The organism is Ilumatobacter sp. (genome assembly GCF_965215205.1).
Taxonomy (GTDB): Bacteria; Actinomycetota; Acidimicrobiia; order Acidimicrobiales; family Ilumatobacteraceae; genus Ilumatobacter_A.
Genome location: NZ_OZ244049.1, coordinates 611,418 through 636,216, shown reverse-complemented (window position 1 = coordinate 636,216; position 24,799 = coordinate 611,418). Strand labels below are relative to the sequence as shown.

The following is a 24,799-nucleotide window of genomic DNA, read 5'->3' as shown; positions in this document are numbered from 1 at the left end:
CCTCCGAGCGGCTCCACGGCCCGCGACGGAGCCGGGAGGGAGCCGGGAGCCGGGTGGCGACACCGTCGGCGGGGTCGGCCCCGTACGCTCGCACGGGTGCCTCCACCGATCGTGCGACGCCCCCGGCACCACCGGTCGGCGGCCGGCCGCCGCGGTCGCCGTGCCCCGGCGACGGGCCTCGCGATCCTCGTGTGCGCCACGGCCGTCCTCACCGGGTGCACGACCGCCACGGACCAGGACGGGCGGGCGACCGACGGGCGGGTCGACGCCGCCCGCTACCCGGCCGAGATGGCCGAGATCTGCGACGCGACCCGGCTGAGCATCGAGGCGCTGCCGAGCCCGCCCGACCGCATCCGTCGGGTCGACTGGGCGCGGGAGGTCGCACGGCTGCTGTCGTCGCAGGCCGCCTCGTTCGCCGCCCTCGCGGTGAGCGGGGACCTCGCGGAGGACCACCGATCGCTCACCGCGAACGCCGAGCGGACGGCGGGCGAGTGGGCGACGATCGCCGACGCCCTCGAGCGCGACGACGCGGAGGCGATCTCGGCCGCGACGACCGAGATCGGTGCCCTCACCCTCGGCCGCGACGACCTCCTCGACGAGATGGGCGTCGACGCCTGCCGGGGAGGCGTCGACGCCGGCTGAGCGAGGGGCCCTCGCCCTCGTCGGCGGCGCGGGCCGGTGCGGCCGGTGGCGCTGACGTGGGGCGACGCGGCGACCGGTGGGACGCGGGCGGGCGTCGCCTCCGCACTAACCTCGCCGCATCGTGTCCGAGCCCTCACCCACCGACCCGCGACCTCGCCCGGAGCGCACCTGCGATCGGGGTCCCTCGGTGGGCCGGGCCGCATCGTCGTGGATCGCGCTGCGGGCCCTCGTCGCCGTCGCGGTCTCGCTCGTCGTCGCGCTGAGCGGCGGAACCGCCCACGCGCAGAACGAGGTCGTCAACTCCTCCCCCGCGACCGGTTCGCAGCTCGAGATCGCCCCCGACGAGATCGTGATCGGCTTCGCCGAGGATCTCGGCGACGCGAACTCGATCGTCCTGTCCTGCGAGGGCGACCCGGTGGCCCTGTCCGAGCCGGAGGTGCTCGACGACGGGCGCACCCTGTCGGCCTCGGTCGAGGACCCGATCCCGAACGGGACCTGCACCGCGCGGTGGACCGCGAGCGGGGTGGATGGCCAGGCGAGCACCGACGGGGTGATCACCTTCGTGCTCGCCAACGCCCCGGTCGGCACCGACGCGGGCGTCGCCTCCACCGACGACGCCACGTCGGCCACGGTGCCGGCGCCCTCGGGCAGCGAGACGGACGTCTCGGTCCCCGTCGATGCCCTCGACGCGGTCGCGGCCCCCGAACCCGACGTCGTCGACATGTCGGTCGCCGGCGAGGGCGACGCCTCCCTGTGGCTCGCGCGACTGCTCTCGACGGTCGGCATCGCGATCTTCTTCGGGTCCCTGCTCGTGGTGACGGCCGCCTGGCCCGAGGGGGTCGAGTACCTGCTGACGGTGCGCTTCCTGCGGGCGGTGTGGATCTTCACCCTCGTCACCACCGTGCTGTTCACCGCGCTCGCCGCCGGTGCCGTCACCCCCGACGGCGGAGGCATCGGACCCGGATCCTGGCTCGATCTGCTCGACGCCGGGTGGGCCGGTCGGGCGGTGCTGATCCGCCTCGTCCTCGTGATCGCGTCGGCCTGGGTCGCCTTCCGTCCCGACCGGGCGATCGATCCGACCACCCAGCTCGCCGCGCTCGGGGTCCCCGGCCTGGCCACGGCGATGCTCGGCGTGTCGCGCACGGTCGGCGACCTGCCCGCGCTCGGGGTGCTGATGGGGGTGCTCCACGCGCTCGCGATGGCCGTCTGGGTCGGTGGCGCCGTGCTGCTCGCTCGGATCGTGCTCTCCGGACCCGGCGAGGAGGACCTCGTCCACGCCGTGCGCGGGTTCTCGCGGGTCTCGGGCCCGGCGATCGTCGTCACGATCGTCACCGGGATCGTGCAGATGGTCCGCCTCGACGGCGGGGCGCTGTTCCAGAGCGGGCACGGCCGGGTGGTCGTGCTCAAGGCGGTCGTCGTCGCGGTGATGATCTTCGTCGCCATCGCGGCTCGCCAGTTCGTCGCCCAGAGGCTCAACCGCGCCCAGCAGATGACGGTCCCGCTGTCGGACCGACTCCGCCGGGCGTTCGGTGCCGAGGCGGCGATCGGCCTCGTGGTCCTCGCGCTCAGCTCGTGGCTGCTGGCTCTCGATCCACCCAACGTCGACGCGGTCGAGACGGTGGACTACGACGTCCGCCAGACCCATCTCGTGGAGGCGGCCGGGCTCGAGATCGAGATCGAGCTCACCGACGACGTCGTCGGCCTCGTGGGGCTGCGCGCCGTCGTGCGTGCTCCGCAGGAGGGGCTGTCGGACCTCGCCGTCGTCCTCACCGCGCCGGCCAACGAGCTGAACCTCGCCGGGTACCGCCAGCCGATCCCGCTGGCCGGTGTCGGGACAGCGGTGCGCGACGAGGACATCGGTCTGCCGATCAGCGTGCCGGGCGAGTGGACGGTGCAGGTCGAGGTGACCACCGCGGCCTCCGGGTCGGTCGCGAGCTCGCCCCAGCCGTACCTCGTGGCCGACCTCGACGGATCGGTGGCGAGCAGCCCGTCGACCCCGCCGTCGGTCGCGATCGTCACCATCCCGGCGAGCGACCCGCCGGCGAGCGATCTCCCCGCCGACGACGACGGCTGAGCGGCCACGGCGCGGTCGGGGCGCTCAGAACAGGTCGGCGAAGCGCACCGGCTCGGCCACCTCGAGCTGATCGAACCGACACGACTCGGGCGAGCGGTCGGGCCGCCAGCGCACGAAGCTCACGCCGTGGCGGAACCGCCCACCCTCGAGCTGCCCGAACGACACCTCGGCGACGAGGCCCATGCGGATGGGGACGAACGACAGGTCCTTGCCGACGCTCCACCTGCTCCCCGCCGACGGCGGTGTCGGCGCGCCGGAGGCCTCGGCCGCGGCCCGCTCCTCCTGGTGGCGTGCCCACTCGACCCACGGGTGGCCGTCGAGCGCCTCCGGCCCGGTGCGCGGCGCGAGCTCGTCGAGCAGCTCGGAGCGCCGAGCCCGCGAGAAGGCGGCGGCGACGCCCACCGAACGGAGGTCCCCGTCGTCGGCGTACAACCCGAGCAGCAGCGACCCGACACCTTCGCCGTCCTTGTGGACGCGGTAGCCGGGCACCGCGCAGTCGGCCGTCCGCGAGTGCTTCACCTTGACCAGCGCGCGCTTCCCCGGCGCGTACGGCCCGGCGGCCGGCTTGGCCACGATCCCGTCCAACCCGGCACCCTCGAACGTCGAGAACCACTCCTCGGCTCGCCCGCGATCGCTCGAGGCCGGGGTGATGCGCACCCTCTCGTTCTCCGTGACGGCCTCGACGAGGCGCTCGCGGCGTGCGCGCATCGCGGTGTCGAGGAGCGACTCGTCGCCGAGGGCCAGGACGTCGAACGCGACGAGCTCGGACGGGGTCTGCGCGGCCAGGCGCTCGATCCGCGATCGCGCCGGGTGGATCCGCTGCAGCAGGGCGTCGAAGTCGAGACCGCGGTCGCCCCGGTCGGGGACGACGATCTCGCCGTCGACGACGCAGCGCTCGGGCAGCGCGCGCCGCAGCGGCTCGTCCAGCTCGGGGAAGTAGCGCGCCAGCGGCTTCAGCTTGCGCGAGAACAGCTCGAGGCGGTAACCGTCGCGGAACACGACGCAGCGGAACCCGTCCCACTTCGGCTCGAAGATCCAGTCGCCGTCGCCGGCCGTCGGGATCGTCCGGGCCAGCTTGGCCAGCATCGGCTCGATCGGGGGCTGGATCGGCAGGTTCCACGGCCGCTCGGCATCGTCGTCCACCCGCCGAGTCTGCCCGCCCTCGACCCCCGGTCACGGACCTGGGGCGACGTCACCCGCTGGGCTAGGTTCCGTGCCGTGAGCATGGACGACAAGATCCAGGACCTGGCGCAGCGCCGAGAGCAGGCGTTGCACGCCGGGTCGCAACGTTCGGTCGAGCGCCAGCACGAGAAGGGCAAGCTCCTCGCCCGCGAGCGGATCGACTACTTCCTCGACGACGGTTCGTTCCACGAGCTCGACCTGCTCGCGCGCCCACCGAGCCCACACCTCCGGACTCGACGAGCGGCCCTACACCGACGGCGTGATCACGGGGTGGGGGACGGTCGAGGGCCGCAAGGTCTTCGTGTTCTCGCAGGACTTCACCGTGTTCGGCGGAGCCCTCGGGGAGGTGTTCGCCGAGAAGATCCACAAGATGATGGATCTCGCCGCGAAGGTCGGAGCACCCGTCGTCGGGCTCAACGACGGCGCGGGAGCGCGCATCCAGGAGGGCGTGGTCAGCCTCGCGTCCTACGGTGGCATCTTCCTGCGCAACGTGCAGGCCTCGGGCGTCGTGCCCCAGATCTCGGTGATCCTCGGCCCGTGCGCGGGCGGGGCGGTCTACTCCCCGGCGATGACCGACTTCATCTTCATGGTCCGCGAGACCAGCCACATGTTCATCACCGGCCCCGACGTGGTGAAGACCGTCACCGGGGAGGACGTCACCCTCGAGGAGCTCGGTGGCGCGATGAGCCACGCGACCAAGTCGGGGGGTCGCGACCTTCGTGTCCGCCGACGAGAAGTCGTGCCTCGACGACGTCCGCTTCCTGCTCAGCTTCCTCCCCTCGAACAACCTCGAGGAGCCCCCGATCGAGGACCTCGGCGACGACCCCGACCGCGACTGCCCCGAGCTCGCGACCATCCTGCCCGACTCGCCGAACCTTCCCTACGACATGGTCGACGTGGTCCGCCACGTCGTCGACGACGGCGAGTTCTTCGAGTACTTCGCCCACTGGGCGAAGTCGATCGTGTGCGGCTTCGCCCGCATCGACGGTCGTCCCGTCGGCGTCGTGGGGAACCAGCCCAAGGTGCTCGCCGGCGTGCTCGACATCGAGTCGGCCGAGAAGGCCGCGCGCTTCGTGCGGACCTGCGACTCGTTCAACATCCCGCTGATCACCTTCGTCGACGTCCCCGGCTTCCTGCCCGGCGTGGACCAGGAGTACGGCGGGATCATCCGGCACGGCGCGAAGCTGCTCTACGCGTACTGCGAGGCGACCGTGCCGCGGATCTCGGTGATCACGCGCAAGGCCTACGGCGGCGCCTACGTCGTGATGGACTCGAAGTCGATCGGGTCCGACCTGGCGTTCGCGTGGCCGTCGGCCGAGCTCGCCGTGATGGGGCCGCAGGGCGCGGTCGAGATCGTGTACCGGCGCGAGCTGCAGCAGGCGGCCGACCCCGACGCCCGTCGTGCCCAGCTCGTCGAGGAGTACACCGAGCGCTACGCGAACCCCTACGCCGCCGCCGAGCGCGGCTACATCGACGACGTGATCGACCCGATCGACACGCGCCGCAAGCTGGTCGCCGGTCTCGCGATGCTGAGCACGAAGCGCGAGGAGCTGCCCCGCCGCAAGCACGGCAACGTCCCCCTCTAGGCATCGTCCGGGGGCCGGCACGGTCGTCCGGCGCCCGGGCCGGCGCGACCACCTGCGACGGCGCGACGACGTCCGATGCGTCACCGTCCGTGCCAGGATGGACGCATGAAGCGGCCGGTCGTGGAGGATCCCGACGTGGATCCCGACGTGGATCACCACGGCGCGCCGCGGCCGCTCGGCGCCGGGCCACCGCCTCCGCCCCCGGACTCCGTGAGCGAGGGTCCCCGCCCGGGCGCCGGCCCGCCGCCGCCACCCGGGACCGCTGTGCCCCGGCCGCCGGGGAGCGGGGGTCCCCCACCGCCACCGGGTGCGCGCGGACCCCTCGACGGGTCGTCGCACCCGGGCACGGCGCCGGCCGCACCGCCGCGGGTGGCGCCCCGCACCCACCGGGTCGACTTCGGCACCGCTCCCCCCCCGCCTCCCGGTTCGACGGTCCGACCACGCGATCGCGCGGCCTCCGACGGGGTCGGCGCACCAGCCAGCCCGGCCGCACCGGGCCCCGCGGGTCCCGCGACACCCCCGCCGCCGCCGCCGGGCGCCCCGGCGGGCGACGGGGCCGTCGTCCCCCCGCCTCCCGGCTCGGGCACCGCCACGACGGTCCCGCCCCCGCCCGGCACCTCGCTCGGAGCGGGCGCCTCGACGGTCGCGGCGCCTCCGCCCCCTCCGGGGACGGACCCGGCGAGCACCGACCTCTCCGCCACCGGTGGAGCGGACCGGCGCACCGCGCCGCCGCCACCGCCGCCGAGCGGCTTCGCCGGGCGCCCGACCGACGAGCGGCGCGTCCGACGCGTGCGCGACCGCGTCGAGCCCGACACCGAGCGGCGCCACCTCCCCGAACCCGGCCTGTTCCCCGACCCCGCCCGGCCCTCCTGGACCGATCCGTCCGCCGAACCGGCACCGGGCGTCCCCGTCGACGACACCGATCTCGACGACCTCGTCGAGCGCCTCGTCGAGCTCGGCGACGACGACCACCTCGCCGACGTCGAGGTCGACGGCCGCACGGCGGTCGGTGGCGGCGCGTCCCGTGGGCCTCGCCCGGATCGGCCGCGCCGCTCGGCCGACCGACCGACCCGGGAGGTGCGCGACCTCGAGTCGTCGGGGGGCCTCCACTTCCGGCCGCGGTTCGCCTCGTTCACCCGACGGGGCCTCGCGCTCGTCGTCGAGACGGTCGCCGTCGCCGTCGCCATCGCCCCGGGCGCGTACGTCGGAACCCTGGGATCGGCGCCGGTCATCGTCGCCGGCTTCGTCGTCGCCGCGCTCGGGTTCGCGCTGCTCACGGCCGTGGCCGCACGCTCGATCGCCTCGCGGGGCTGCTGGATCGGGCACCGGCTCACCGGCACCCGCGTGGTGAGCGTCCTCGACGGCTCGCGCCTCGACGTCTCCCACGCCGCCGCCCGCTTCGCCGTGCGCCAGCTCATCTCACCGGTGTTCCTGTTCGGGTTCGTCGCCGCGCTCGTCGACCCACAGCGGCGTGCCTTCCACGACCAGGTCGCGGGCAGCGTCGTCGTCGCCCGCCCGCGCCGGACGTGGACGCACGACGAGACCGACACGACCGACACGACCGATGCGAACGTCGCGCCGGACCCGCCGGAGACGCCGAACCCGGCGCCGGTGGACGACCGGGCCGAGCGCGACGGGCGCCTCGGTCGCACCGAGACCCTGCCGCCGCCACCGCCCGGCGGGACGCCGGCGCACCCCCCGTCGGCGCCGGATCACGACGCCGGCTGACCGAGGGGTACCATCGTCGACGTGTCGGACGCCCTGCTGCCCCCTCCGTCGGGGTCGTCGATCTCGCCCGCACCGACCGACCTCGAGGCGGTCGCGATCGTCGCGGCGATGGAGGCGCTGTGGCCGCGGCCGGTCGTCGAGGTCGACGGGGCCGACGACGACCGATCCCGCGCCTGGCGCTTCTCGGGTCGCTGGTGGAACACGCCGATGCCCGTCCGGCGGGCCCGCCCGTACCGCTGATCCGCGGACGCCGAGGGGGCTCGCCGCGCCGGCTCGACGGCCCACGATCCCCGGTGGCGTCCAGTAGCTTCGGGCGCGGATGCAGCGCCGCCACCTCACCGCCACCCTGGTGGTCGGCTGCATCGCCGTCACCGCCCCGACGGCCTGCGGGAGCGCCGGCGATGCCGGGCCCGAGGCCGAGGTCGACGTCGAGGTGCTCGTGCTGGCGGCCGCCTCCCTGGCCGATGCCTTCGCGCAGGTGGCCGAGGCGTTCGAGGCGGCGAACCCGGGGATTGACGTCGTCACCAGCTTCGGCGGGAGCAACTCGGTGGCGGTGCAGGTGGAGCAGGGCGCGCCCGCCGATGTCGTCGCCTTCGCCGACCAGGCCCCGATGACGGAGCTCCTCGACACCGGGCTCGTCGACGGCGCCGAGATCTTCGCGACCAACGCGCTCGCGCTCGCGGTCCCCGCGGGGAACCCGGGTGGCGTCACCTCCCTCGCCGACCTCGCCCGCGACGACCTGCTGATCGGGACGTGCGCAGCCGAGGTCCCGTGCGGTCGCTACGCGGCGGCGGCCCTCGACGCGGCCGGGGTCGTCGCCTCCCTCGACACCGCCGAGCCCGACGTCGCGTCGCTCGTCGCGAAGCTCGAAGCCGGCGAGCTCGACGCCGGGTTGGTCTACGTCACCGACGTGGCCGGCTCGGATCGCCTCGAGTCGATCGAGCTCCCCGCGGGGGTCGACGTGCGCGCCGCGTACCCGATCGGCATCCCGACCGACGCCCCCCGCCCGGAGGAGGCGCGCGACTTCGTCGCCTTCGTGCGCTCCGACGACGGTGCCCGGATCCTGGCCGACGCCGGCTTCGCCCTGCCGTGAGCGCGCCACGGCGTCGTGCGCGGGGCGACGGAGCCCCGCCGATCCTCGTCGTCCTCGGCGCCGTGGCCGCCGCGCTCTTCGTCGTCCCCCTCGTCGGTCTGCTCGACGTCGCCCCGTGGTCACGGATGCCCGACCTGCTCACCGACGAGACCGTCGTCGACGCGCTCGCGCTCTCGCTCGTCACCTCCCTCGCCGCGGCGGGGGCGTCGGTGCTCCTCGGCGTCCCCCTCGCCTGGCTGCTCAGCCGCACCCGCTTCCCCGGCCGGTCGATCCTGCGCGCCGTCGTGACCCTCCCGATGGTGCTCCCCCCCGTGGTCGGCGGTGCCGCGCTGCTCGTGTCGCTCGGCCGGCGCGGGATCGTCGGTCAACCGCTCGACTCCGCGACCGGGATCGTGCTCCCGTTCTCGATCTGGGGGGTGATCGTCGCCAACACCTTCGTCGCGATGCCGTTCCTGGTGATCACCGTCGACTCGGCGCTCGGCGGCCTCGACGGTCGCCACGAGTCGGCGGCGGCCACCCTGGGGGCGTCGCGCGCCGCCGTCCTCCGCCGGATCACCCTGCCGATGATCGCCCCCGCGGTGAAGGCGGGAGCGATCCTCGCGTGGGCGCGCGCGTTCGGTGAGTTCGGCGCCACCGTCACCTTCGCCGGCAACCTGCAGGGCCGCACCCAGACCCTTCCCCTCGCGGTGTTCGTCGCGCTCGACGGGGACCGGGACGCGGCGATCGCGATCAGCCTGCTGATGGTCGCTGTGTCGGTGGCCGTCCTCGTCGTGCTGCGCGACCGCTGGTGGACCCCGTCGTGAGCTCGTCGGGGCTGCGCGCCACCGTCGTCGTGCGCCGGCCGGGGTTCGACCTCGAGGTCGAGCTGGACATCGCGTCCTCGACCACCGCCGCCCTGCTCGGTCCGAACGGCGCCGGCAAGTCGACGGTCGTCGGCGCGCTCGCCGGGACGCTCGGCGCCCGCCCCGAGGAGCTGGCCGGCACGCGCATCGAGCTCGACGGCAGGGTCCTCGACGACGTCGATCCGAACGGGGCGTCGGTCCACGTCGCGCCACCCGACCGCCGCGTGGCGGTGGTCTTCCAGGACCACCTCCTGTTCGACCACCTGACCGTGCTGGACAACGTGGCGTTCGGGCCACGCCACCGCGGGAGCTCGAGGCGCGAGGCGCGCGACATCGCCCGCCGGTGGTTGCAGGCCGTCGAGCTCAACCCCCTCGGCGAGCTCCGCCCCCCGGCGCTGTCGGGCGGCCAGGCCCAGCGCGTCGCCATCGCACGGGCGCTGGCGTCCGACGCCGACCTGCTCCTGCTCGACGAACCGCTCGCGGCGCTCGACGTGGCGACGCGCACGACGGTGCGGCGCCTCCTGCGACGCCACGTCGCCGACGTCGAGGCCCCGCGGCTGCTGATCACCCACGACCCGACGGACGCGTTCCTCCTCGCCGACGTCGTCCACGTGATCGAGGGGGGTCGCATCACCCAGGTCGGGTCGCCGGCGCAGATCCGCCGCCACCCGGCCACGCCCTACGTCGCGGCGCTCGCCGAGACGAACCTGTTCACCGGGACGGTGCGCGACGGCGCGGTGCGCATCGAGGGCTCCGACGCGACCCTCGTCACCTCCGATCGGACCCTCGAGGGTCGGGTGGCGGTGACCGTGCACCCCCGCTCGGTCTCGTTGCACGCCTCGGAACCCCACGGGAGCCAGCGCAACACGTGGTCGACGACGGTCGAGCTCGTCGAACCCCTCGGCGACGTGGTGCGGGTCACCCTCGGCGCGCCGCTGCCGATCGCGGTCGACGTCACCTCGACCTCGGCCGACGAGCTCGCCCTCGCGCCGGGAGCACCGGTGTGGGCGGCGGTGAAGGCGACCGAGGTGACGGCCGAACCCGCCTGAGCGGCGTCGCGCCGGCGTGGCACGCCGTCGACCGAGCGAGGCCGTTCAGCGCCAGCCGGACCCGGCGCGCCGACCGGTCGTGACCGCTCAGGCGCTGTAGCTCTCGACGGCGCTCTGCGCCCCGTCGCCGATCCAGTCGGTGTGGAAGTCGTCGCCGCGGACCCCGTCGAGGCGCTCGTAGCCGTGCGCGCCGAAGTAGTCGCGCTGGGCCTGGATCAGGTTGGCCGGGAGCCGCGTCGTGCGGTACCCGTCGTAGAACGCGAGCGCCGAGGAGTAGGCGGGGAGCGGGACACCGGCGGCCACGCCGATGCGCACCACCTCGCGCCACCCGCGCTGAGCGTCCGAGAGATCGGCGGCGAACCCGTCGGCCAGCAGCAGGCTGTCGATGTCGGGGCGTTCGGTGAGCGCCGACGCGATGTCGTCGAGGAACCGGGCCCGGATGATGCACCCGGCACGCCAGATCGAGGCGATCGCCGCGAGGTCGAGCTCCCAGCCGTGCTCGCGGCTCGCCGCTGCCAGCATCGAGAAGCCCTGGGCGTACGACACGATCTTCGAGGCGTAGAGCGCGTCGCGCAGGTCGTCCTCGCTCGGCTCGTCGGTGAGGTCGGGGGTCGGGCCGGCGAGGATCTCCGCCGCACGACCGCGCTCGTCGACGAGCGCCGACACCGCCCGTGCGATGACCGCCTCGGCGATCAGGCTGACGGGCTGGCCGAGCTCGAAGCCGTACATCGCCGTCCACCGACCGGTCCCCTTCTGCCCGGCGGCGTCGAGGATCGAGTCGAGCGTGGCCTCCCCGTCGGGGGTGGCGTGGCCGAGGATCGCCGCGGTGATCTCGACGAGGAACGACTGCAGCGCTCCCTCGTTCCACCGGGCGAACACCTCGGACATCTCGGTGTTGGTCAGCCCCCGGTGCGACATCAGCGAGTACGCCTCGGCGATCACCTGCATGTCGGCGTACTCGATCCCGTTGTGAACCATCTTCACGAAGTGGCCGGCGCCGCCGCGCCCCAACCACTCGCAGCACGGCCGACCGTCGTCGGCGACGGCGGCGATCGCCGTCAGGATGGGCTCCACGTGCGGCCACGCCTCCGGCGACCCTCCGGGCATGATCGACGGGCCGTTCAGCGCACCCTCCTCGCCGCCCGAGATGCCGGCGCCGACGAAGTGCAGCCCCCGCTCGGCGAGCTCGTCGCAGCGGCGCTGGGTGTCGACGTGGTCCGCGTTGCCCCCGTCGATCACGATGTCGCCCTCGTCGAGCAGCGGCACCAGACCGCCGAGCACCGCGTCGACGGCGGGCCCCGAGCGGACCATGAGCATCACGATCCGCGGTGACGACAGGGCGGCGACCATGTCGGCGAGCTCGGCGTGGCCGGTCACCGTCGCTCCCGCCGCCTCGCCGTCGACGAAGTCCGTCATCCGCGAGGTGGTGCGGTTGTGCACCGCCACCTCGATGCCGTTGCGCGCCATGTTCAGCACGAGGTTGCGACCCATCACCGCGAGGCCGACCAGTCCGATGTCCGCTGCCATCGGGCCAGTCTGGCCGCTGACCCGCGCCGGGCGGCAGCGGGCGCCGGCGGACCCGTCGGGCGGCTGTCAGGCCGCCTGATCGAGCGTCGCCCACTCGGCGTCGGAGATCTCCCCGACGAGGTGGGCCGCGGAGAGGTTCGCCTCGAGGTGGTCGACCGACGACGTCCCGGGGATGGGGACCGTCGTGGGAGACCGGTGCAGCAGCCAGGCGAGAGCGACCGCGTGACGGCCGGACCCGTGGTTCTCGGCGACCGCGTCGAGCGCGTCGCCGGCATCGCCGAGGTCGCCCGAGCCGAGCGGGAACCACGGGATGAACGCGATGCCGTCGGCGCTGCACGCGTCGACCACGTCCGACCACTCGCGGTCGCCGACGTTGAACCGGTTCTGCACCGCGGCGACGTCGCACAGCTCCCGCACCCGACGCAGCTCGTCGGCGCCCACCTCGGAGACGCCGATCAGGTCGATCTTGCCCGCCTCGCGCAGCTCCAGCATCGTGCCGATCGATTCCTCGACCGGCACGTCGGGGTCGATCCGGTGGAGCTGGTAGAGCGGGATCCGATCGAGCCCGAGGCGCGACAGGCTGCCGTCGCACGCCTGGCGGATGTGGTCCGGGTGGCCGTTCGGCTGCCAGTCGCCCGGTCCCGGGCGCACGAGCCCGGCCTTCGTCGCGACGACGACGTCGTCGCCGTACGGCACGAGCGCCTCGCCGATCAGGCGCTCGCTGACGTCGGGGCCGTAGGAGTCGGCGGTGTCGAAGAAGTTCACCCCCATCTCGACCGCGGCGCGCAGCACGCGCTTCGCGTCCTCGGGGGAGTCGGGCTCGCCCCACACCCCGTCGCCGGTGAGCTGCATCGCTCCGTACCCGAGCCGCCGGATCGGGTACCGCCCGCCGAGATCGAACGTCGAGGTGCCTGCGATGGTGGTCATGGACCGCGGGTTACCCGCGAGACCCGGGCGGAAACGTCGGGCGCCCGCCGACGCCGTGCGATCGTCGTGGGTCCGCGCGCCGCCGCAGGCGCATCGTCGTCGGCCGTGAGCGCCGGCGATCCGGCGAGCACCGTCCGCTCCACGCTCCGGCCGGGCCGGACGCTCGTCCTCGACGATCGGTCGGTGCTCCACGCCCGGAGCGACTTCGAGGACGGGCCCGAGCTGCACCGTCGTCGACACCTGCTGCGGATGTGGATCGACGCCCCCGGTGCCTTCCCCGTCGACGCGGCCCACGCCCTCGGCGACCTCCTCGCCCCCCTCCCGGCGCGCTGGCGCGACGCGAGCCGCGTCCGTCCCGTCGCACGACGAGGGTCCGCGAACCCCATGGCACCCCCGCGACAAGATGGCGCCATGTCCCTCCCGATCGTGATCCTGATCGTCCTGCTCGTGCTCCTCGGCGCCCTCGCGGTGGCCGTGGCGTTCCGCGCCGGGCGCTCGACCGCCGGGAGCGACGCCGAGGCGCACCGGTCCGACCGCGACGCCGAGCGGGAGGCGGACGCCGCCGCGATGCAGGCCGCGATCGACGCCGCGGTCCAGCGCGCCGTGGTCGAGGCGCGCCACCACGCCACCGCCGAGCGCGACGCCTCGGTCAAGGCCGCGCTCGAGCAGTCGGCGCTGCTCCAGCGCGAGCAGTTCGACGCGACGATGGAGCGCCAGCAGGCCCAGCTCACCACCACCACCACCCAGGTGCGCGAGCAGCTCGACACGACCACCGCCCACGTCAAGGCCCAGCTCGACACCGCCAGCGCCCAGCTCAAGGAGCAGACCTCGGCGGACCTCGGCGCGAAGAAGGACGTCATCGAGGCCCGCCTCGACCAGGTGCACGACGAGATGCGCGCCGAGCTCGCGAAGGTGACCGAGATGCTCTCCTCGCTCGGGCGGAGCAGCGCCCGCACCTTCGGCGAGGTCGAGTCGTCGCTCAAGGCGCACATGGAGATCGCGAGCACCCTGTCGGAGTCGACCCAGGCCCTGCGCTCGGCCCTGGCCAACCCGCAGGCCCGCGGCCAGTGGGGGGAGCGCATGGCCGAGGACGTCCTGCGCCTCGCCGGCTTCGTCGAGAACGTCAACTACGTGAAGCAGACGCAGATCGAGGGGGGCTCGGGTCGGCCCGACTACACCTTCCGGATGCCGAAGGGCCAGACGTTGTTCATGGACGTGAAGTTCCCGATGGCGTCCTACCTCCGCCACCTCGAGGCCGGGACCGACGCCGAGCGCGAGACCCACCTCAAGCGCTTCCTCGGCGACGTCCGCGCCCGGGTGCGCGAGCTCGCCAAGCGCGAGTACGCGGTCGAGGGCGGTGGGTCGGCCCTCGACAACGTCTTGCTGTTCATCCCCAACGAGCAGCTGACCGGGTTCATCCACGAGCACGACCCGGCGCTCATCGAGGACGCGATGGGTCAGCAGATCGTGATGTGCTCCCCCCTCACACTGTTCGCGTTCCTCGGCGTGATCCGCCAGGCCCACGACAACTTCATGATCGAGCAGACGAGCGACGAGATCCTCCAGCTCATCGGCCGATTCGGCACGCAGTGGACGAAGTACGCCGAGCAGGTCGACAAGACGAAGCGCAGCTTCGAGCGCGTGGAGCGCGACTTCGAGGCGCTCGCCGGGACCCGCCGCAAGATGCTGGAGCGACCGCTGCGCGACCTCGAGGCGATCCGCCAGCAGCGCGGCCTGCCCGTCGACGGCGAGCTGTTCTCGCTCGAACCGGGCGACGACGACGAGACCCCGCCCGACGGCAACCTGCGTCGCCTCGCCTGAGCGCAGCCGCGTCGACGATCCGACCTGGCAGGCTGGAGCCGTGTCCCAACCCGCCTTCGACTTCGACGACGGCGAGCTCGACGAGCCCGTCGACGCGACGTTCACCGTCGGCGAGCTGGCGGACGCGATCGACGCCGAGCTGCGGCGCGGGTTCCGTGACGGGGTGTGGGTTCGGGGCGAGATCAACGGGCTCAAGCGGGGCGGGCCGCACCTCTACTTCTCCCTCGTCGAGAAGGAGCGCGCATCGGAGGCCAAGCTCGACGTCAAGCTGTTCGCCCCCGCGCTCAAGCGCCTGACGCCGAAGCTGCGCTCGAACCGCCTCGAGCTGCGTGACGGGATGAAGGTCCGCATCCACGGCCACCTCGACTTCTACAAGCCGCGCGGCACGCTCGCGGTCAAGATGGACGACATCGATCCGCGCCACACGCTGGGCGAGATCGCCCAGTCGCGCGACGACATCATGCGGCGACTCGTCGCGAGCGGGGCGCTCGACGCGAACCGTCGCCACCGGGTCCCCGCCGCTCCGCTGCGCATCGGGGTCGTGGCCAGCGTCGAATCGGCCGCGTGGGCCGACTTCACCGCCGAGCTCGAGCGCAGCGGGTTCGGCTTCGAGCTCACGGTGGCCGACACACGGGTCCAGGGTGACGGTGCCGAGCGGATGGTGGCCGGGGCGATCGGCACCCTGGCCCGTGGAGCGCGCGCCGGCCTGCTCGACGTGATCGTGGTGATCCGCGGCGGAGGGGCGCGCAACGAGCTCGCCACGTTCGACGGCGAGCGGATCGCGCGGACCATCGCGTCGGTCCCGATCCCGGTGTTCACCGGACTCGGTCACGAGATCGACCGCAGCGTCGCCGACGAGGTCGCCCACACCGCTCTCAAGACGCCCACCGCGTGCGCCGGAGCCCTCGTCGAGCAGGTCGAGCGCTACGTCAGCGGGTGCGAGCTGACGTGGCAGGCGATCGGGCGGGCGGGTGAGGCCGTGATCGATCGGAGCGAGCGGCGCAGCCACGACGTCAGCCGACGCATCGCCGCCCGCGCGGACACGGCGGTCGCCCGCAGCGACCACCGCCTCCACGACGTCGCGCACCGGATCGCGTCGCGGACGCACTCCGCCGTCGAGCGGGCCGACGAGCGCCTCGGGGCACGCCGGGCGTCGCTCGCCGCGCTCGGCCCCGCCGCCCTCGACCGCGGCGTCGCCGAGGTCGTCCGAGCCGAGGAGCGCCTCGTCGAGCGCGCCGCACGCGCCCTCGAGCGCCGGTCGTCGACGCTCGACGTGCTCGCGGCGCGCGTCGGCGCCGTCGACCCCGCCGTGCAACTCGCGCGCGGGTGGACGATCACCCGCACGGCTCGGGGAGGGATCGTGCGCTCGATCCACGACGTCGCCGCCGGCGACGTCCTCACGACCGCCGTGGCCGACGGCGAGGTGGTCAGCGTCGTCGACGACGCCGCTCCGGCTCCCGCACCGACCCCGACGCCCGCCCCACCCGCGACCGACCCGTGACCGGAGACCGAGAACGATGACCGACGACGCCCCCACCGCACCCGGCTACCAGGACGCGCTCGCCGAGCTCGACGAGATCCTGCGCGAGCTCGAGGGGTCCGACGTCGACGTCGACCGCCTCGCCGACCGGGTCGAGCGAGCATCGGAGCTGATCGCCCTGTGCCGGGACAAGATCTCCTCCGCCCGGGTTCGGATCCGCCAGGTCACGACGGACCTCGACGCCGGGGCGGCCGCCGAGCCGAGCTGAGCGTCACCCCCCGACGACATCCGACCGAGACGCCCGGTCCCCGGGGGGACGGTCGGCGGCGCGGCGAGGGGGGTGGTGGATCCCTCGCGCCGACGTGGAGCGACGTGACGTGCACCGTTCGAGCTCGGCGGGACAGCGCCGCGCGAGACGGCAGTAGTCTCACGCCCCATGCCCGCGAGTGCGCCCGAGTCGCTGCAGCGCCTCGCCACCCGTGTCGAGGCCCGGCTGGACGAGTTCCTCGCCGGTGAGCGATCCCGCTGGGCGTCGTTCGACGCCGACCTGGCCCACCCGATCGACGAGATCCGACGCCTCGTGCTCTCCGGCGGCAAGCGCCTCCGACCGGCCTTCTGCCACTGGGGCTTCGTGGGCGCCGGAGGTGGTGACGACGAGGCCGTCGAGCTCGATGCCGGCGCTGCGTTCGAGCTGATGCACGCCTTCGCCCTGTTCCACGACGACGTCATGGACGACGCGGACTCCCGCCGCCGGCAGCCCACGACCCACGTCGTCGCCGCTCGCGAACACGCGGAGCACGGGTGGGCCGGGGAGTCGCGGCGCTTCGGAGAGGGGGTCGCGATCCTCGTCGGGGACCTCGCCTTCGTGTACGCCGATCAGCTCCTCGTCGAGGCCGCCCCCGGGGCGGCTCGGATCTGGAACGAGCTGCGCATCGAGCTGAACATCGGCCAGTACCTCGACATCGTGGGCGGGGTCCGGCGAACGCGCGACCTCGCGACCAGCGAGCGGATCTGCCGCTACAAGTCGGGCAAGTACACGATCGAGCGGCCGCTCCACCTCGGCGCGGCGCTCGCGGCGCCCGACCGGCTCGACGAGCTCCTCCCCCACCTCAGCGCCTACGGGCTTCCGCTCGGCGACGCGTTCCAGATGCGTGACGACGTGATGGGTGCCTTCGGCGACGAGGAGGTCACGGGCAAGCCCGTCGGCGGCGACCTCGTCGAGGGCAAGCCGACCCCGCTGCTCGCGCGCGCGACCGCGCGCGCCGACGATGCCCAGGGCGAGGTTCTCCGCACGGTCGGCGACCCGCGCCTCGATGCGCACGGCGTCGCCCGGATCCAGCAGGTCATCGTCGACACCGGAGCCCTCGCCGAGCTCGAGGAGCGCATCGCTCAGCTCGCCGCCGAGGCGGTCGCATCGCTCGAGTCCGCGCCGATCACCCCCGCGGCCTGCTCCGAGCTCGTCGAGCTGGCCGACTACGTCACCCGCCGCGCGCTGTGAACCCGGGCCGAGCGCGATGAGGGCCGTGGTGGTCGGGGCGGGACTCGGCGGCCTCTCCGCGGCCGCCCACCTCGTGGGGCGGGGCCACGACGTCATCGTCGTCGAGCGCGACCCGACCCCTGGCGGGCGTGCCGGCGTGATCCGCTCCCACGGGTTCACCCTCGACAACGGTCCGACGGTGATGACCATGCCCGGGCTGCTCGCCGACACGTTCGCGGCCGCCGGGGCGGACATGGGCGACCATCTCACGATCGACCCGGTCGACCCGATGTACCGGGCCTGCTACCCCGACGGGTCGACGCTGCTCGTGCGTCACGGGCGCGAGGCGATGGCCGAGGAGATCCGACGCTTCGCGGACGAGCGGGAGGCGGACGGCTTCCTGCGCTTCGCCGAGTGGCTCGAGCGGCTCTACCGCGCCGAGATCGACTCCTTCATCGACGCCAACCTGGACTCCCCGCTCGATCTCGTGAAGCCGTGGCGCGACGGCCTCTCGCTGCTCCGCCTCGGCGGCTTCGGGCGCCTGGACCGCAAGGTCGCGTCGTTCTTCGACGACCAGCGCCTGCAGCAGATCTTCAGCTTCCAGTCGATGTACGCCGGACTCGCTCCCTACGAGGCCCTCGCGCTGTACGCGGTGATCACCTACATGGACTCCGTCGAAGGGGTGTACGTCCCCCGGGGCGGGATGCACCGGATGGCGACCGGGCTCGCCGACGCGGTCGCGGCGGCCGGGGTCGACTTCCGCTACTCGAGCCCGGTCACCGAGATCGTGCGCTACGCGGACGGCTCGGCACGCGGGGTGCGCATCGGCGACGGCGACGGATCCGAGCTCGTCGAGGCCGACGTCGTGGTGTGCAACCCCGACCTCCCGGTCGCCTACCGCGACCTCCTGGGCGACGACGTGGAGGCACCGCGGCGCGCCCGCACCGGGAAGTACTCGCCGTCGTGCCTGCTGTGGGTCGCAGGGGTGCGCGGCCTGCCGCCCGAGGGAGCGACCCACCACAACATCCACTTCGGGAACGACTGGGACGGCTCGTTCCGGGCGCTGATCGACGACGGGGTCCGGATGCCCGATCCGTCGATCCTCGTCACGCTCCACAGCCTCGACGACCCGACGCTCGCCCCCGACGGGTCGTCCTGCCTGTACGTGCTGGAGCCGACGCCGAACCTGGAGGGGACGATCGACTGGGGTCGCGAGCGGGACCGCATCATGGGATCGCTGCGGCGGCGGGTCGGTGACCTCGGCTACCCCACCGACGTCGTGGTCGAGGAGATCTACGACCCGCGGGACTGGGAGCGGATGGGCATGGAGCGCGGCACCCCGTTCGCCCTCGCGCACACCTTCTTCCAGACCGGCCCGTTCCGTCCGAGCAACGTCGACGCACGCGTCCCGGGGTTGGTGTTCACCGGGTCGTCCACCCTCCCCGGCGTCGGGGTGCCGATGGTGCTCGTCTCGGGCAAGCTCGCCGCCGAGCGCGCCGAGCAGCACCACGCCCGGCGCGGGCGCTGAACCTGCGCCACGTCGCAGGCGCGGAGCGGGCGGCCGATCGTGGCGCCGTTGCCGAGCGCGGGCACGGCTGCGACGACGTCGGCGCCTACCATCGGGTCGGTGCGCGTCGTGCCCCGGTTCCGCCCGCACCCCCCGGTGCCGACGACCCACCTCGTCCCCGACGCCGAGGTGACCCTCGAGGCGAGCTACGCCCTGTGCCGCGAGTTCAACAAGCGCCACGGCACCACCTACTACTGGTCGACGAAGCTGCTCCCGCGCATCAAGCGGCACCACGTCCACGCCCTGTACGCCTTCGCCCGCTACGCCGACGACATCGTCGACGAGATCCCGAGCCAGGGTGGCGACGACGTGCCGACCGCTGTGCGCGCTCGGGCCCTCGCCCAGCTGGGGGAGCGCTTCTTCGCCGACCTCGAGTCGGGTCGATCCCGCCATCCCGTGCTCAAGGCCGTGGTCCACACGGTGCGGGCCTTCGACATCGACGCCGATGCGTTCACCCGCTTCCTGCGCTCGATGACGATGGACCTGACCGTCGACCGCTACGAGACGTGGGACGATCTGCGCACCTACATGGACGGCTCGGCGGCGGTGATCGGCGAGATGATGCTGCCGATCCTCGAGCCCCACGACCTCGACCGGGCGCTCCCCCACGCTCGTGACCTGGGCGACGCGTTCCAGCTCACCAACTTCCTGCGCGACATCGACGAGGACCTCGACCGGGGGCGCCAGTACGTCCCGCTCGAGGACTCGCGCCGCTTCGGCGTCGACCTCACCGATCGGGCCGTGACCGACGGCTTCGTCGAGCTGATGCGCTTCGAGATCGAGCGGTGCCGGGAGCTGTACCGATCGGCGGAGGCCGGGATCGCGATGCTCCCCGAGCGCTCGGCGCGCTGCGTGCGCGCGGCCCACGTCCTCTACGGCCGCATCCTCGACGAGATCGAGGCCGAGGGGTACGACGTCCACTCGTCGCGAGCGTCGGTGTCGACGTGGGAGAAGGCGACCCTCGTCGCCGCGGCGCTGCGGTGAGCGACACGGCGAGCTCCGCCACCGCACGTGCGCTCGGCCCGATCTCGGCCGTCGCCGCGACCGTGACCGTCGCGGGGATGATCGCCACGCCCCTGGCGCCCGCCAGATCTCCGCGGCGACGGGTGCTCTCGTCGGTCGTGGTCGGCGCGATGTCCGCGCTGACGACCGCGAACGCCGCCCGCCGGTGGGGTCCGCGGCGCGCCCTCGGCGCAGCCGCGGTCACGGCGGGGGTGACGGGGGTCGTCGAGCGGTTCGGGACCGCGACCGGGTTCCCGTTCGGGCGCTACGACTACTCCGCCGCGCTGCGACCCCAGCTCGCTCACGTCCCGGTGATCGTCCCCCTCGCCTGGTTCGCGATGGGCGTGCCGTCGCGCGAGGCGGCCCACGCGGCGCTCGGGGAGAGCTCCTCGACCGCGGGCCGCGTCGCGCTCGGAGCGGCGGCGATGACGGCGTGGGACCTGTTCCTCGATCCGCAGATGGTCGCCGAGGGGTACTGGTCGTGGCAGCGCCGGGGTCGCTACCGCGGCATCCCGGTCTCCAACTACCTGGGGTGGTTCCTGACCTCGGCCGCGCTGATGGCGCTGTTCGAGCGCCTCCTCCCGGTCGCGCGAGCGGGGAGCACGGACCCGCCCGCCGGCACCGAGCGAGCGCCCGCGAGCGCGGCGGCGCCCGTGTCGGCCGGAGCTGCCGATGTTCGGCTCGTGGGTCAGTACGGGTACGTGTCCGTGATGCAGACCGTCGGGTTCGCCAGGTTCTTCCGCGATCCGCTCGTGGCCGCCGTCGGAGGAGCAGCGATGCTCCCCACGTCGATCGCTGCGGCGCGCCGCGTCCTGATCGGCCGCGGGGTGCACCGATGAGCCGGGTCGTCGTCGTCGGCGGTGGGGTCGGCGGCATCGCCGCGGCGGTCCGCCTGGCCGTCGCCGGGCACTCGGTCACGCTGCTCGAGCGCAACGATGTCGTCGGCGGCAAGGTCGCGCTCTACGAGCGCGACGGCTTCAGCTTCGACATCGGCCCGGCGCTCGTCACGATGCCCCACGTCCTCGACGAGCTCTTCCGCACCGCCGGCACCTCCCTCGACGACGAGGTCGGGCTCGTCCGCCTCGACCCGCAGTTCCGCTACTCGTGGCGCGACGGTTCGACCCTCGAGGTGCCCGACGACCCCGAGGAGACCGTCCACGCCTTCGAGCGCTTCGCGCCCGGCGCCGGGGCGCGATGGAGCGAGTTCGACCAGCGCGGCCGCCGGATCTGGGAGGTGGCCGAGCGCACGTTCCTCGCCGGCCCGATGTCGGGGGCGGCGTCGCTGCTGAAGCGGATGCGCTCACCGGCCGATCTGGCGCGCATCGACGGCCACCGCACCCTGCGCGGGGTGGTCCGCTCGACGTTCGACGACGACCGCCTCCGCCAGTGGGGCGAGCGGTACGCGACCTACTCCGGGTCGTCGCCGGCCGCCGCTCCCGCGACCCTCGCCTGCATCGCCCACGTCGAGTCGCGCTTCGGGGTCTGGTACCCGATGGGCGGGGTGCGTGCCCTGCGCGACGCGCTCGAGCGGGTGGCGCGCGACGTCGGCGTCGAGATCGAGACCGGCGCCGAGGTCGTCGCGGTGACGTCGACCCCGCACCGGGTCACCGGGGTCGAGCTGGCCGACGGGTCGTTCCTCGACGCGACGGTCGTGGTCTCGAACGCGGACGCCCACCACCTCTACTCGGACCTGCTCCCCGACCAGGAGGCGCTCGAGTCGGTGCGCCGCGCACCCCGCTCGACGAGCGGGTTCGCGATGTCGATCGGCGTGAGCGGCCGCACGGACGGGATCCGGCACCACAACGTCTGGTTCCCGAACGACATCTGGCAGGAGTTCCGCGCGATCGGATCGGGCCAGCTCGCCCTCGATCCGACGATCTACGCATCGGTGTCGTCGACGACGGACCCCAGCCAGGCGCCCGACGGCGACGAGAACTGGTTCGTGCTGGTCAACACCCCCGCCCGACGTCGACATCGACGCGGCGCGCTACCGCGACATCGTCCTCGACCGCCTCGCCGACCACGGGGTCGATCTGCGGACCCGGATGGGGTTCTGCGCGATCATGACCCCCGACGACATCGCGCACAACTACCGCTCACCAGGAGGCGCGATCTACGGCACCTCCTCGAACGGGGTGCGCGCCGCCTTCCTGCGCCCCGGCAACCGCGGGCTGCGCGAGGGCCTGTACCTCGTCGGCGGATCGAGCCACCCCGGGGGCGGTCTGCCCCTCGTGGTCACCAGCGCTCGGATCGTGGCCGATCTGGTCGCCGACGACCGCCCGTGACCGCCCGGTCGGGATCGGCGGGCGCCCGCCGGATCCTGCGCATCGCCTCGGTCGCGGGTCGCGTCGCCGCCGGTCTCGTCGCGGGTCGGCGCCTCGCGCAGGCGTCGCGCCCGGAGCCTCCGGTGACCGTGACGGCGCCCCCGGTGGGGGTCTCGATCTCGGTGGTCGTGCCCGCTCGTGACGAGGCGCTGCGCATCGGGCCGGTGCTGGCGGCGATGAGCTCGGCGCCGAGGGTCGACGAGGTAATCGTCGTGGACGACGAGTCGGGCGACGACACCGCGGCCGTGGCGTCGGCGGCGGGAGCCCGGGTCGTCCCGGGCGCTCCCCTCCCCGTCGGCTGGGCCGGCAAGGCGTGGGCGCTGCAGCAGGGCATCGAGGCCGCGACATCGGAGTGGGTGGTCACCCTCGACGCCGACACCCGTCCCGATCCCCACCTGCCCGGTTCGGTGGTCGCCCGGGCCCGTGATCGCTACGACCTGCTCACCGTCGGTGGGCGCTTCGAGTGCCCCACACCGCCGTCGCGGTGGCTGCACGCGGCGATGTTGACCACCCTCGTCTACCGCTTCGGCCCCCCGGGTGGCCGGACGCGCCCCGAGCGGACCATGGCGAGCGGCCAGTGCACGGTCGTCCGCCGGGACGACTTCCTGCGCGCCGGGGGGATGGCGATCGTCGCCGGGGAGGTCGTGGAGGACGTCGCCCTCGCCCGGGCGATGGCCGTCGACGGACGACGCGTCGGGTTCCTCGCGGCTCCCGATCTCATCTCGGTGCGCATGTACGAGTCGCTCGGCGGCACCTGGTCGGGGTGGGGCCGGTCGTTGGCGCTGCCCGGGGTCGAGTCGCGGTCGCGCCAGCTCGCCGATCTCGCCGTGGTGGTGCTCACGCAGGCCCTGCCCCTGCCCCGGTTGCTCACCGGTCGCGGCGACCTCGTCGACGCCGTGCTCCTCGCGCTGCGCTGCGGCACCCTGGTGGGCACGCGCACCGCCTTCGGGGTGCGCGGCGCCGCCTACTGGCTGAGCCCGACGGCCGACCTCGCCGCCGCCGCCGCCATCGCGCGCGGCATCGCGCATCGCGGGCCCAGGTCGTGGCGCGGTCGCGACTACACCTGACCGGGCGCGGCGGGCGTCCGTCGTGGATCGGTCAGGAGCGTCGCGCGGCGCGCCGAGACGCGACCGCCGCCTGGGCGAAGCGCACACCGATGAAGCTCATCAGCACCCCCGACGCCGCCGTCCGGTGGGGCCCGTCGACGACGAGCTGCACGAACGGGAACGCGACGAACCCGGCGCGCGCGCCCCACGCGAACGACCGGGTCGCGACGAACACCACGACGACCACCCCGATCGCGATCGCCGCCGCGGTCGGCGCGGCCACGATCACCGTGCCGACGAACGCCAGCACGCTGCGGCCGCCGGAGAACCGCGCGAAGACCGGAGCGGCGTGGCCGACCATCGCGGCGCCGCCACCGACGTGGGCGATCCCCCAGACCCCGGGGTCGGCCAGCGCGGCGCCGACGGCTGCGGCCAGGGCGCCCTTGGCCACGTCCCCGACGAACACCGGGAGCGCGGCCCCGACGCCGAGCGCCTCGCGGGCGTTCCAGAACCCCGGGTTGCGGTCGCCCACGTCGCGCAGGTCGAGCGCGGCACGTCGGCGCGCCACCACGTCGGCGACGGGGATCGAACCGAGCACGTACCCCACGATCACCGCGACCACGACGTCGATCGGTGTGGAGCTCAGGTCGCCGATCCCCGCCATCGCTGACAGCATGGCCCACGCATGTCCCGCGTCGCGTCGTTCCACCTCGTGCGAGAACCCGTCTGGAAGGCGCCCGTCGCGCTCGCGCGCCTCGGAACCGACCGGGCCCGCCTCGGACGGGTCGACGGACTGCGGTTCTGGCGCCTCCTCGGGACCGGGCGCGGCGCCGCCACCGGGCCCGGGGCGAGCCTCTCGCGCACGGCCCTGTTCGCCGTGTGGGACGACGAGGGGGCGCTCGACCGGTTCGGCGCCGCGCACCCGATCGCCCGACGGTGGAGCGACGCCGACGAGTCGTGGTCGGTCCGCCTCCGCTCGCTCGGGGGGCGGGGGACGTGGCGTGGCGTCGATCCGCTCGACGGGCTCGCGCCGGGATCCGCGGACGGCCCGATCGCGGTCGTCACCCGAGCCGACGTCCGCGTCGGCGCGACCCGCGCCTTCGCACGAGCCGGGCGCGAGGTCGACGACGAGCTGCGCACCGCGGCCGGGCTGATCGACGTCGTCGGCGTCGGCGAGGCCCCGATCGGGAGGCTGGCGACGTTCAGCCTGTGGGAGTCGGCGGCGGCCGCGACGGACTTCGCCTACGCGCTGCCGCGGCATCGCGAGGTGATCGATCAGACGCGCTCGGGACGGTGGTACACCGAGGAGCTGTTCGCACGCTTCGAGCCCTACGACTCGACCGGCACCTGGGACGGTCGCGATCCCCTGGCGAGCTCGGCGGGGGAGCCACGGCCATCGCCGGCGGGGCGTCCCGGCCACGATGGCCCGATA

Annotated in this window: 19 protein-coding genes and 1 pseudogene; 16 read left to right on the top strand and 4 right to left on the bottom strand. The window is 74.0% G+C overall.

The window, feature by feature from the left end:
• Nucleotides 1-96: 96 nt before the first annotated feature.
• Entirely contained in the window at nt 97-642 is a 546-nt protein-coding gene (locus tag ACOOHC_RS03090; RefSeq protein ID WP_420452547.1) for a hypothetical protein, read from the top strand.
• 121 nt (nt 643-763) lie between these two features.
• On the top strand, nt 764-2,716 hold the full coding sequence (locus tag ACOOHC_RS03085; protein ID WP_420452546.1) for a copper resistance CopC/CopD family protein: 1,953 nt from the start codon (nt 764-766) through the stop codon (nt 2,714-2,716).
• 24 nt (nt 2,717-2,740) lie between these two features.
• On the opposite strand, the gene ACOOHC_RS03080 is transcribed toward ACOOHC_RS03085, so the two are convergent.
• Nucleotides 2,741-3,859: an ATP-dependent DNA ligase gene (locus tag ACOOHC_RS03080; protein WP_420452545.1), complete on the bottom strand. Its 1,119-nt coding sequence runs from the start codon at nt 3,857-3,859 to the stop codon at nt 2,741-2,743.
• Between the two features lie 81 nt (nt 3,860-3,940).
• Here ACOOHC_RS03080 and ACOOHC_RS03075 point away from each other — a divergent pair.
• The 6 genes and pseudogenes from ACOOHC_RS03075 (at nt 3,941) to ACOOHC_RS03050 (ending at nt 10,196) form a co-directional block, all read left to right on the top strand.
• Nucleotides 3,941-5,484 (top strand): annotated as a pseudogene (locus tag ACOOHC_RS03075) (acyl-CoA carboxylase subunit beta).
• A gap of 789 nt (nt 5,485-6,273) precedes the next feature.
• Complete coding sequence (locus tag ACOOHC_RS03070; RefSeq protein WP_420452544.1) at nt 6,274-7,212, top strand: RDD family protein; 939 nt, start codon at nt 6,274-6,276, stop codon at nt 7,210-7,212.
• 21 nt (nt 7,213-7,233) lie between these two features.
• Entirely contained in the window at nt 7,234-7,452 is a 219-nt protein-coding gene (locus ACOOHC_RS03065) for a hypothetical protein (protein WP_420452543.1), read from the top strand.
• A gap of 79 nt (nt 7,453-7,531) precedes the next feature.
• Nucleotides 7,532-8,305, top strand: a complete 774-nt coding sequence (modA, locus tag ACOOHC_RS03060) for a molybdate ABC transporter substrate-binding protein (protein ID WP_420452542.1) — start codon at nt 7,532-7,534, stop codon at nt 8,303-8,305.
• A complete protein-coding gene (locus tag ACOOHC_RS03055; RefSeq protein WP_420452541.1) occupies nt 8,302-9,108 on the top strand; it encodes an ABC transporter permease in 807 nt (268 codons plus the stop codon). Before modA ends, ACOOHC_RS03055 begins: the two co-directional genes overlap by 4 nt.
• The gene (locus ACOOHC_RS03050; RefSeq protein ID WP_420452540.1) at nt 9,105-10,196 is read left to right on the top strand and encodes a sulfate/molybdate ABC transporter ATP-binding protein; all 1,092 of its coding nucleotides are present in this window, start codon (nt 9,105-9,107) and stop codon (nt 10,194-10,196) included. The genes ACOOHC_RS03055 and ACOOHC_RS03050 overlap by 4 nt, the downstream gene beginning before the upstream one ends.
• Nucleotides 10,197-10,283: 87 nt before the next feature.
• Here the strand turns inward: ACOOHC_RS03050 and gnd are convergent, their stop codons facing one another.
• Together gnd and ACOOHC_RS03040 are read right to left on the bottom strand one after the other, a co-directional pair.
• Nucleotides 10,284-11,723, bottom strand: a complete 1,440-nt coding sequence (gene gnd / locus ACOOHC_RS03045) for a decarboxylating NADP(+)-dependent phosphogluconate dehydrogenase (RefSeq protein ID WP_420452539.1) — start codon at nt 11,721-11,723, stop codon at nt 10,284-10,286.
• A 66-nt stretch (nt 11,724-11,789) separates the two neighbouring features.
• Nucleotides 11,790-12,650, bottom strand: a complete 861-nt coding sequence (locus tag ACOOHC_RS03040; RefSeq protein ID WP_420452538.1) for an aldo/keto reductase — start codon at nt 12,648-12,650, stop codon at nt 11,790-11,792.
• Nucleotides 12,651-12,833: 183 nt separating this feature from the next.
• On the opposite strand from ACOOHC_RS03040, the gene ACOOHC_RS03035 reads away from it, so the two are divergent.
• The 8 genes from ACOOHC_RS03035 to crtI (ACOOHC_RS03000) all read left to right on the top strand — a co-directional run bounded on the left by ACOOHC_RS03035 (nt 12,834) and on the right by crtI (ACOOHC_RS03000) (nt 23,388).
• Entirely contained in the window at nt 12,834-14,471 is a 1,638-nt protein-coding gene (locus ACOOHC_RS03035; RefSeq protein ID WP_420452537.1) for a DNA recombination protein RmuC, read from the top strand.
• 40 nt (nt 14,472-14,511) lie between these two features.
• On the top strand, nt 14,512-15,972 hold the full coding sequence (gene xseA, locus ACOOHC_RS03030; RefSeq protein ID WP_420452536.1) for an exodeoxyribonuclease VII large subunit: 1,461 nt from the start codon (nt 14,512-14,514) through the stop codon (nt 15,970-15,972).
• A gap of 16 nt (nt 15,973-15,988) precedes the next feature.
• Complete coding sequence (gene xseB, locus ACOOHC_RS03025) at nt 15,989-16,219, top strand: exodeoxyribonuclease VII small subunit (protein ID WP_420452535.1); 231 nt, start codon at nt 15,989-15,991, stop codon at nt 16,217-16,219.
• 168 nt (nt 16,220-16,387) lie between these two features.
• A complete protein-coding gene (locus tag ACOOHC_RS03020) occupies nt 16,388-17,449 on the top strand; it encodes a polyprenyl synthetase family protein (protein WP_420452534.1) in 1,062 nt (353 codons plus the stop codon).
• A 16-nt stretch (nt 17,450-17,465) separates the two neighbouring features.
• Nucleotides 17,466-18,956: a phytoene desaturase family protein gene (gene crtI, locus ACOOHC_RS03015; protein WP_420452533.1), complete on the top strand. Its 1,491-nt coding sequence runs from the start codon at nt 17,466-17,468 to the stop codon at nt 18,954-18,956.
• 99 nt (nt 18,957-19,055) lie between these two features.
• Entirely contained in the window at nt 19,056-19,979 is a 924-nt protein-coding gene (locus ACOOHC_RS03010) for a phytoene/squalene synthase family protein (RefSeq protein ID WP_420452532.1), read from the top strand.
• A complete protein-coding gene (locus ACOOHC_RS03005; protein ID WP_420452531.1) occupies nt 19,976-20,836 on the top strand; it encodes a carotenoid biosynthesis protein in 861 nt (286 codons plus the stop codon). Before ACOOHC_RS03010 ends, ACOOHC_RS03005 begins: the two co-directional genes overlap by 4 nt.
• Nucleotides 20,833-23,388, top strand: coding sequence for a phytoene desaturase family protein (crtI, locus tag ACOOHC_RS03000; RefSeq protein ID WP_420452530.1), 2,556 nt, complete (start codon nt 20,833-20,835; stop codon nt 23,386-23,388). The genes ACOOHC_RS03005 and crtI (ACOOHC_RS03000) overlap by 4 nt, the downstream gene beginning before the upstream one ends.
• Before the next feature lie 31 nt (nt 23,389-23,419).
• Here the strand turns inward: crtI (ACOOHC_RS03000) and ACOOHC_RS02995 are convergent, their stop codons facing one another.
• Nucleotides 23,420-24,628: a glycerol-3-phosphate acyltransferase gene (locus ACOOHC_RS02995; protein ID WP_420452529.1), complete on the bottom strand. Its 1,209-nt coding sequence runs from the start codon at nt 24,626-24,628 to the stop codon at nt 23,420-23,422.
• Nucleotides 24,629-24,799 lie beyond the last annotated feature (171 nt).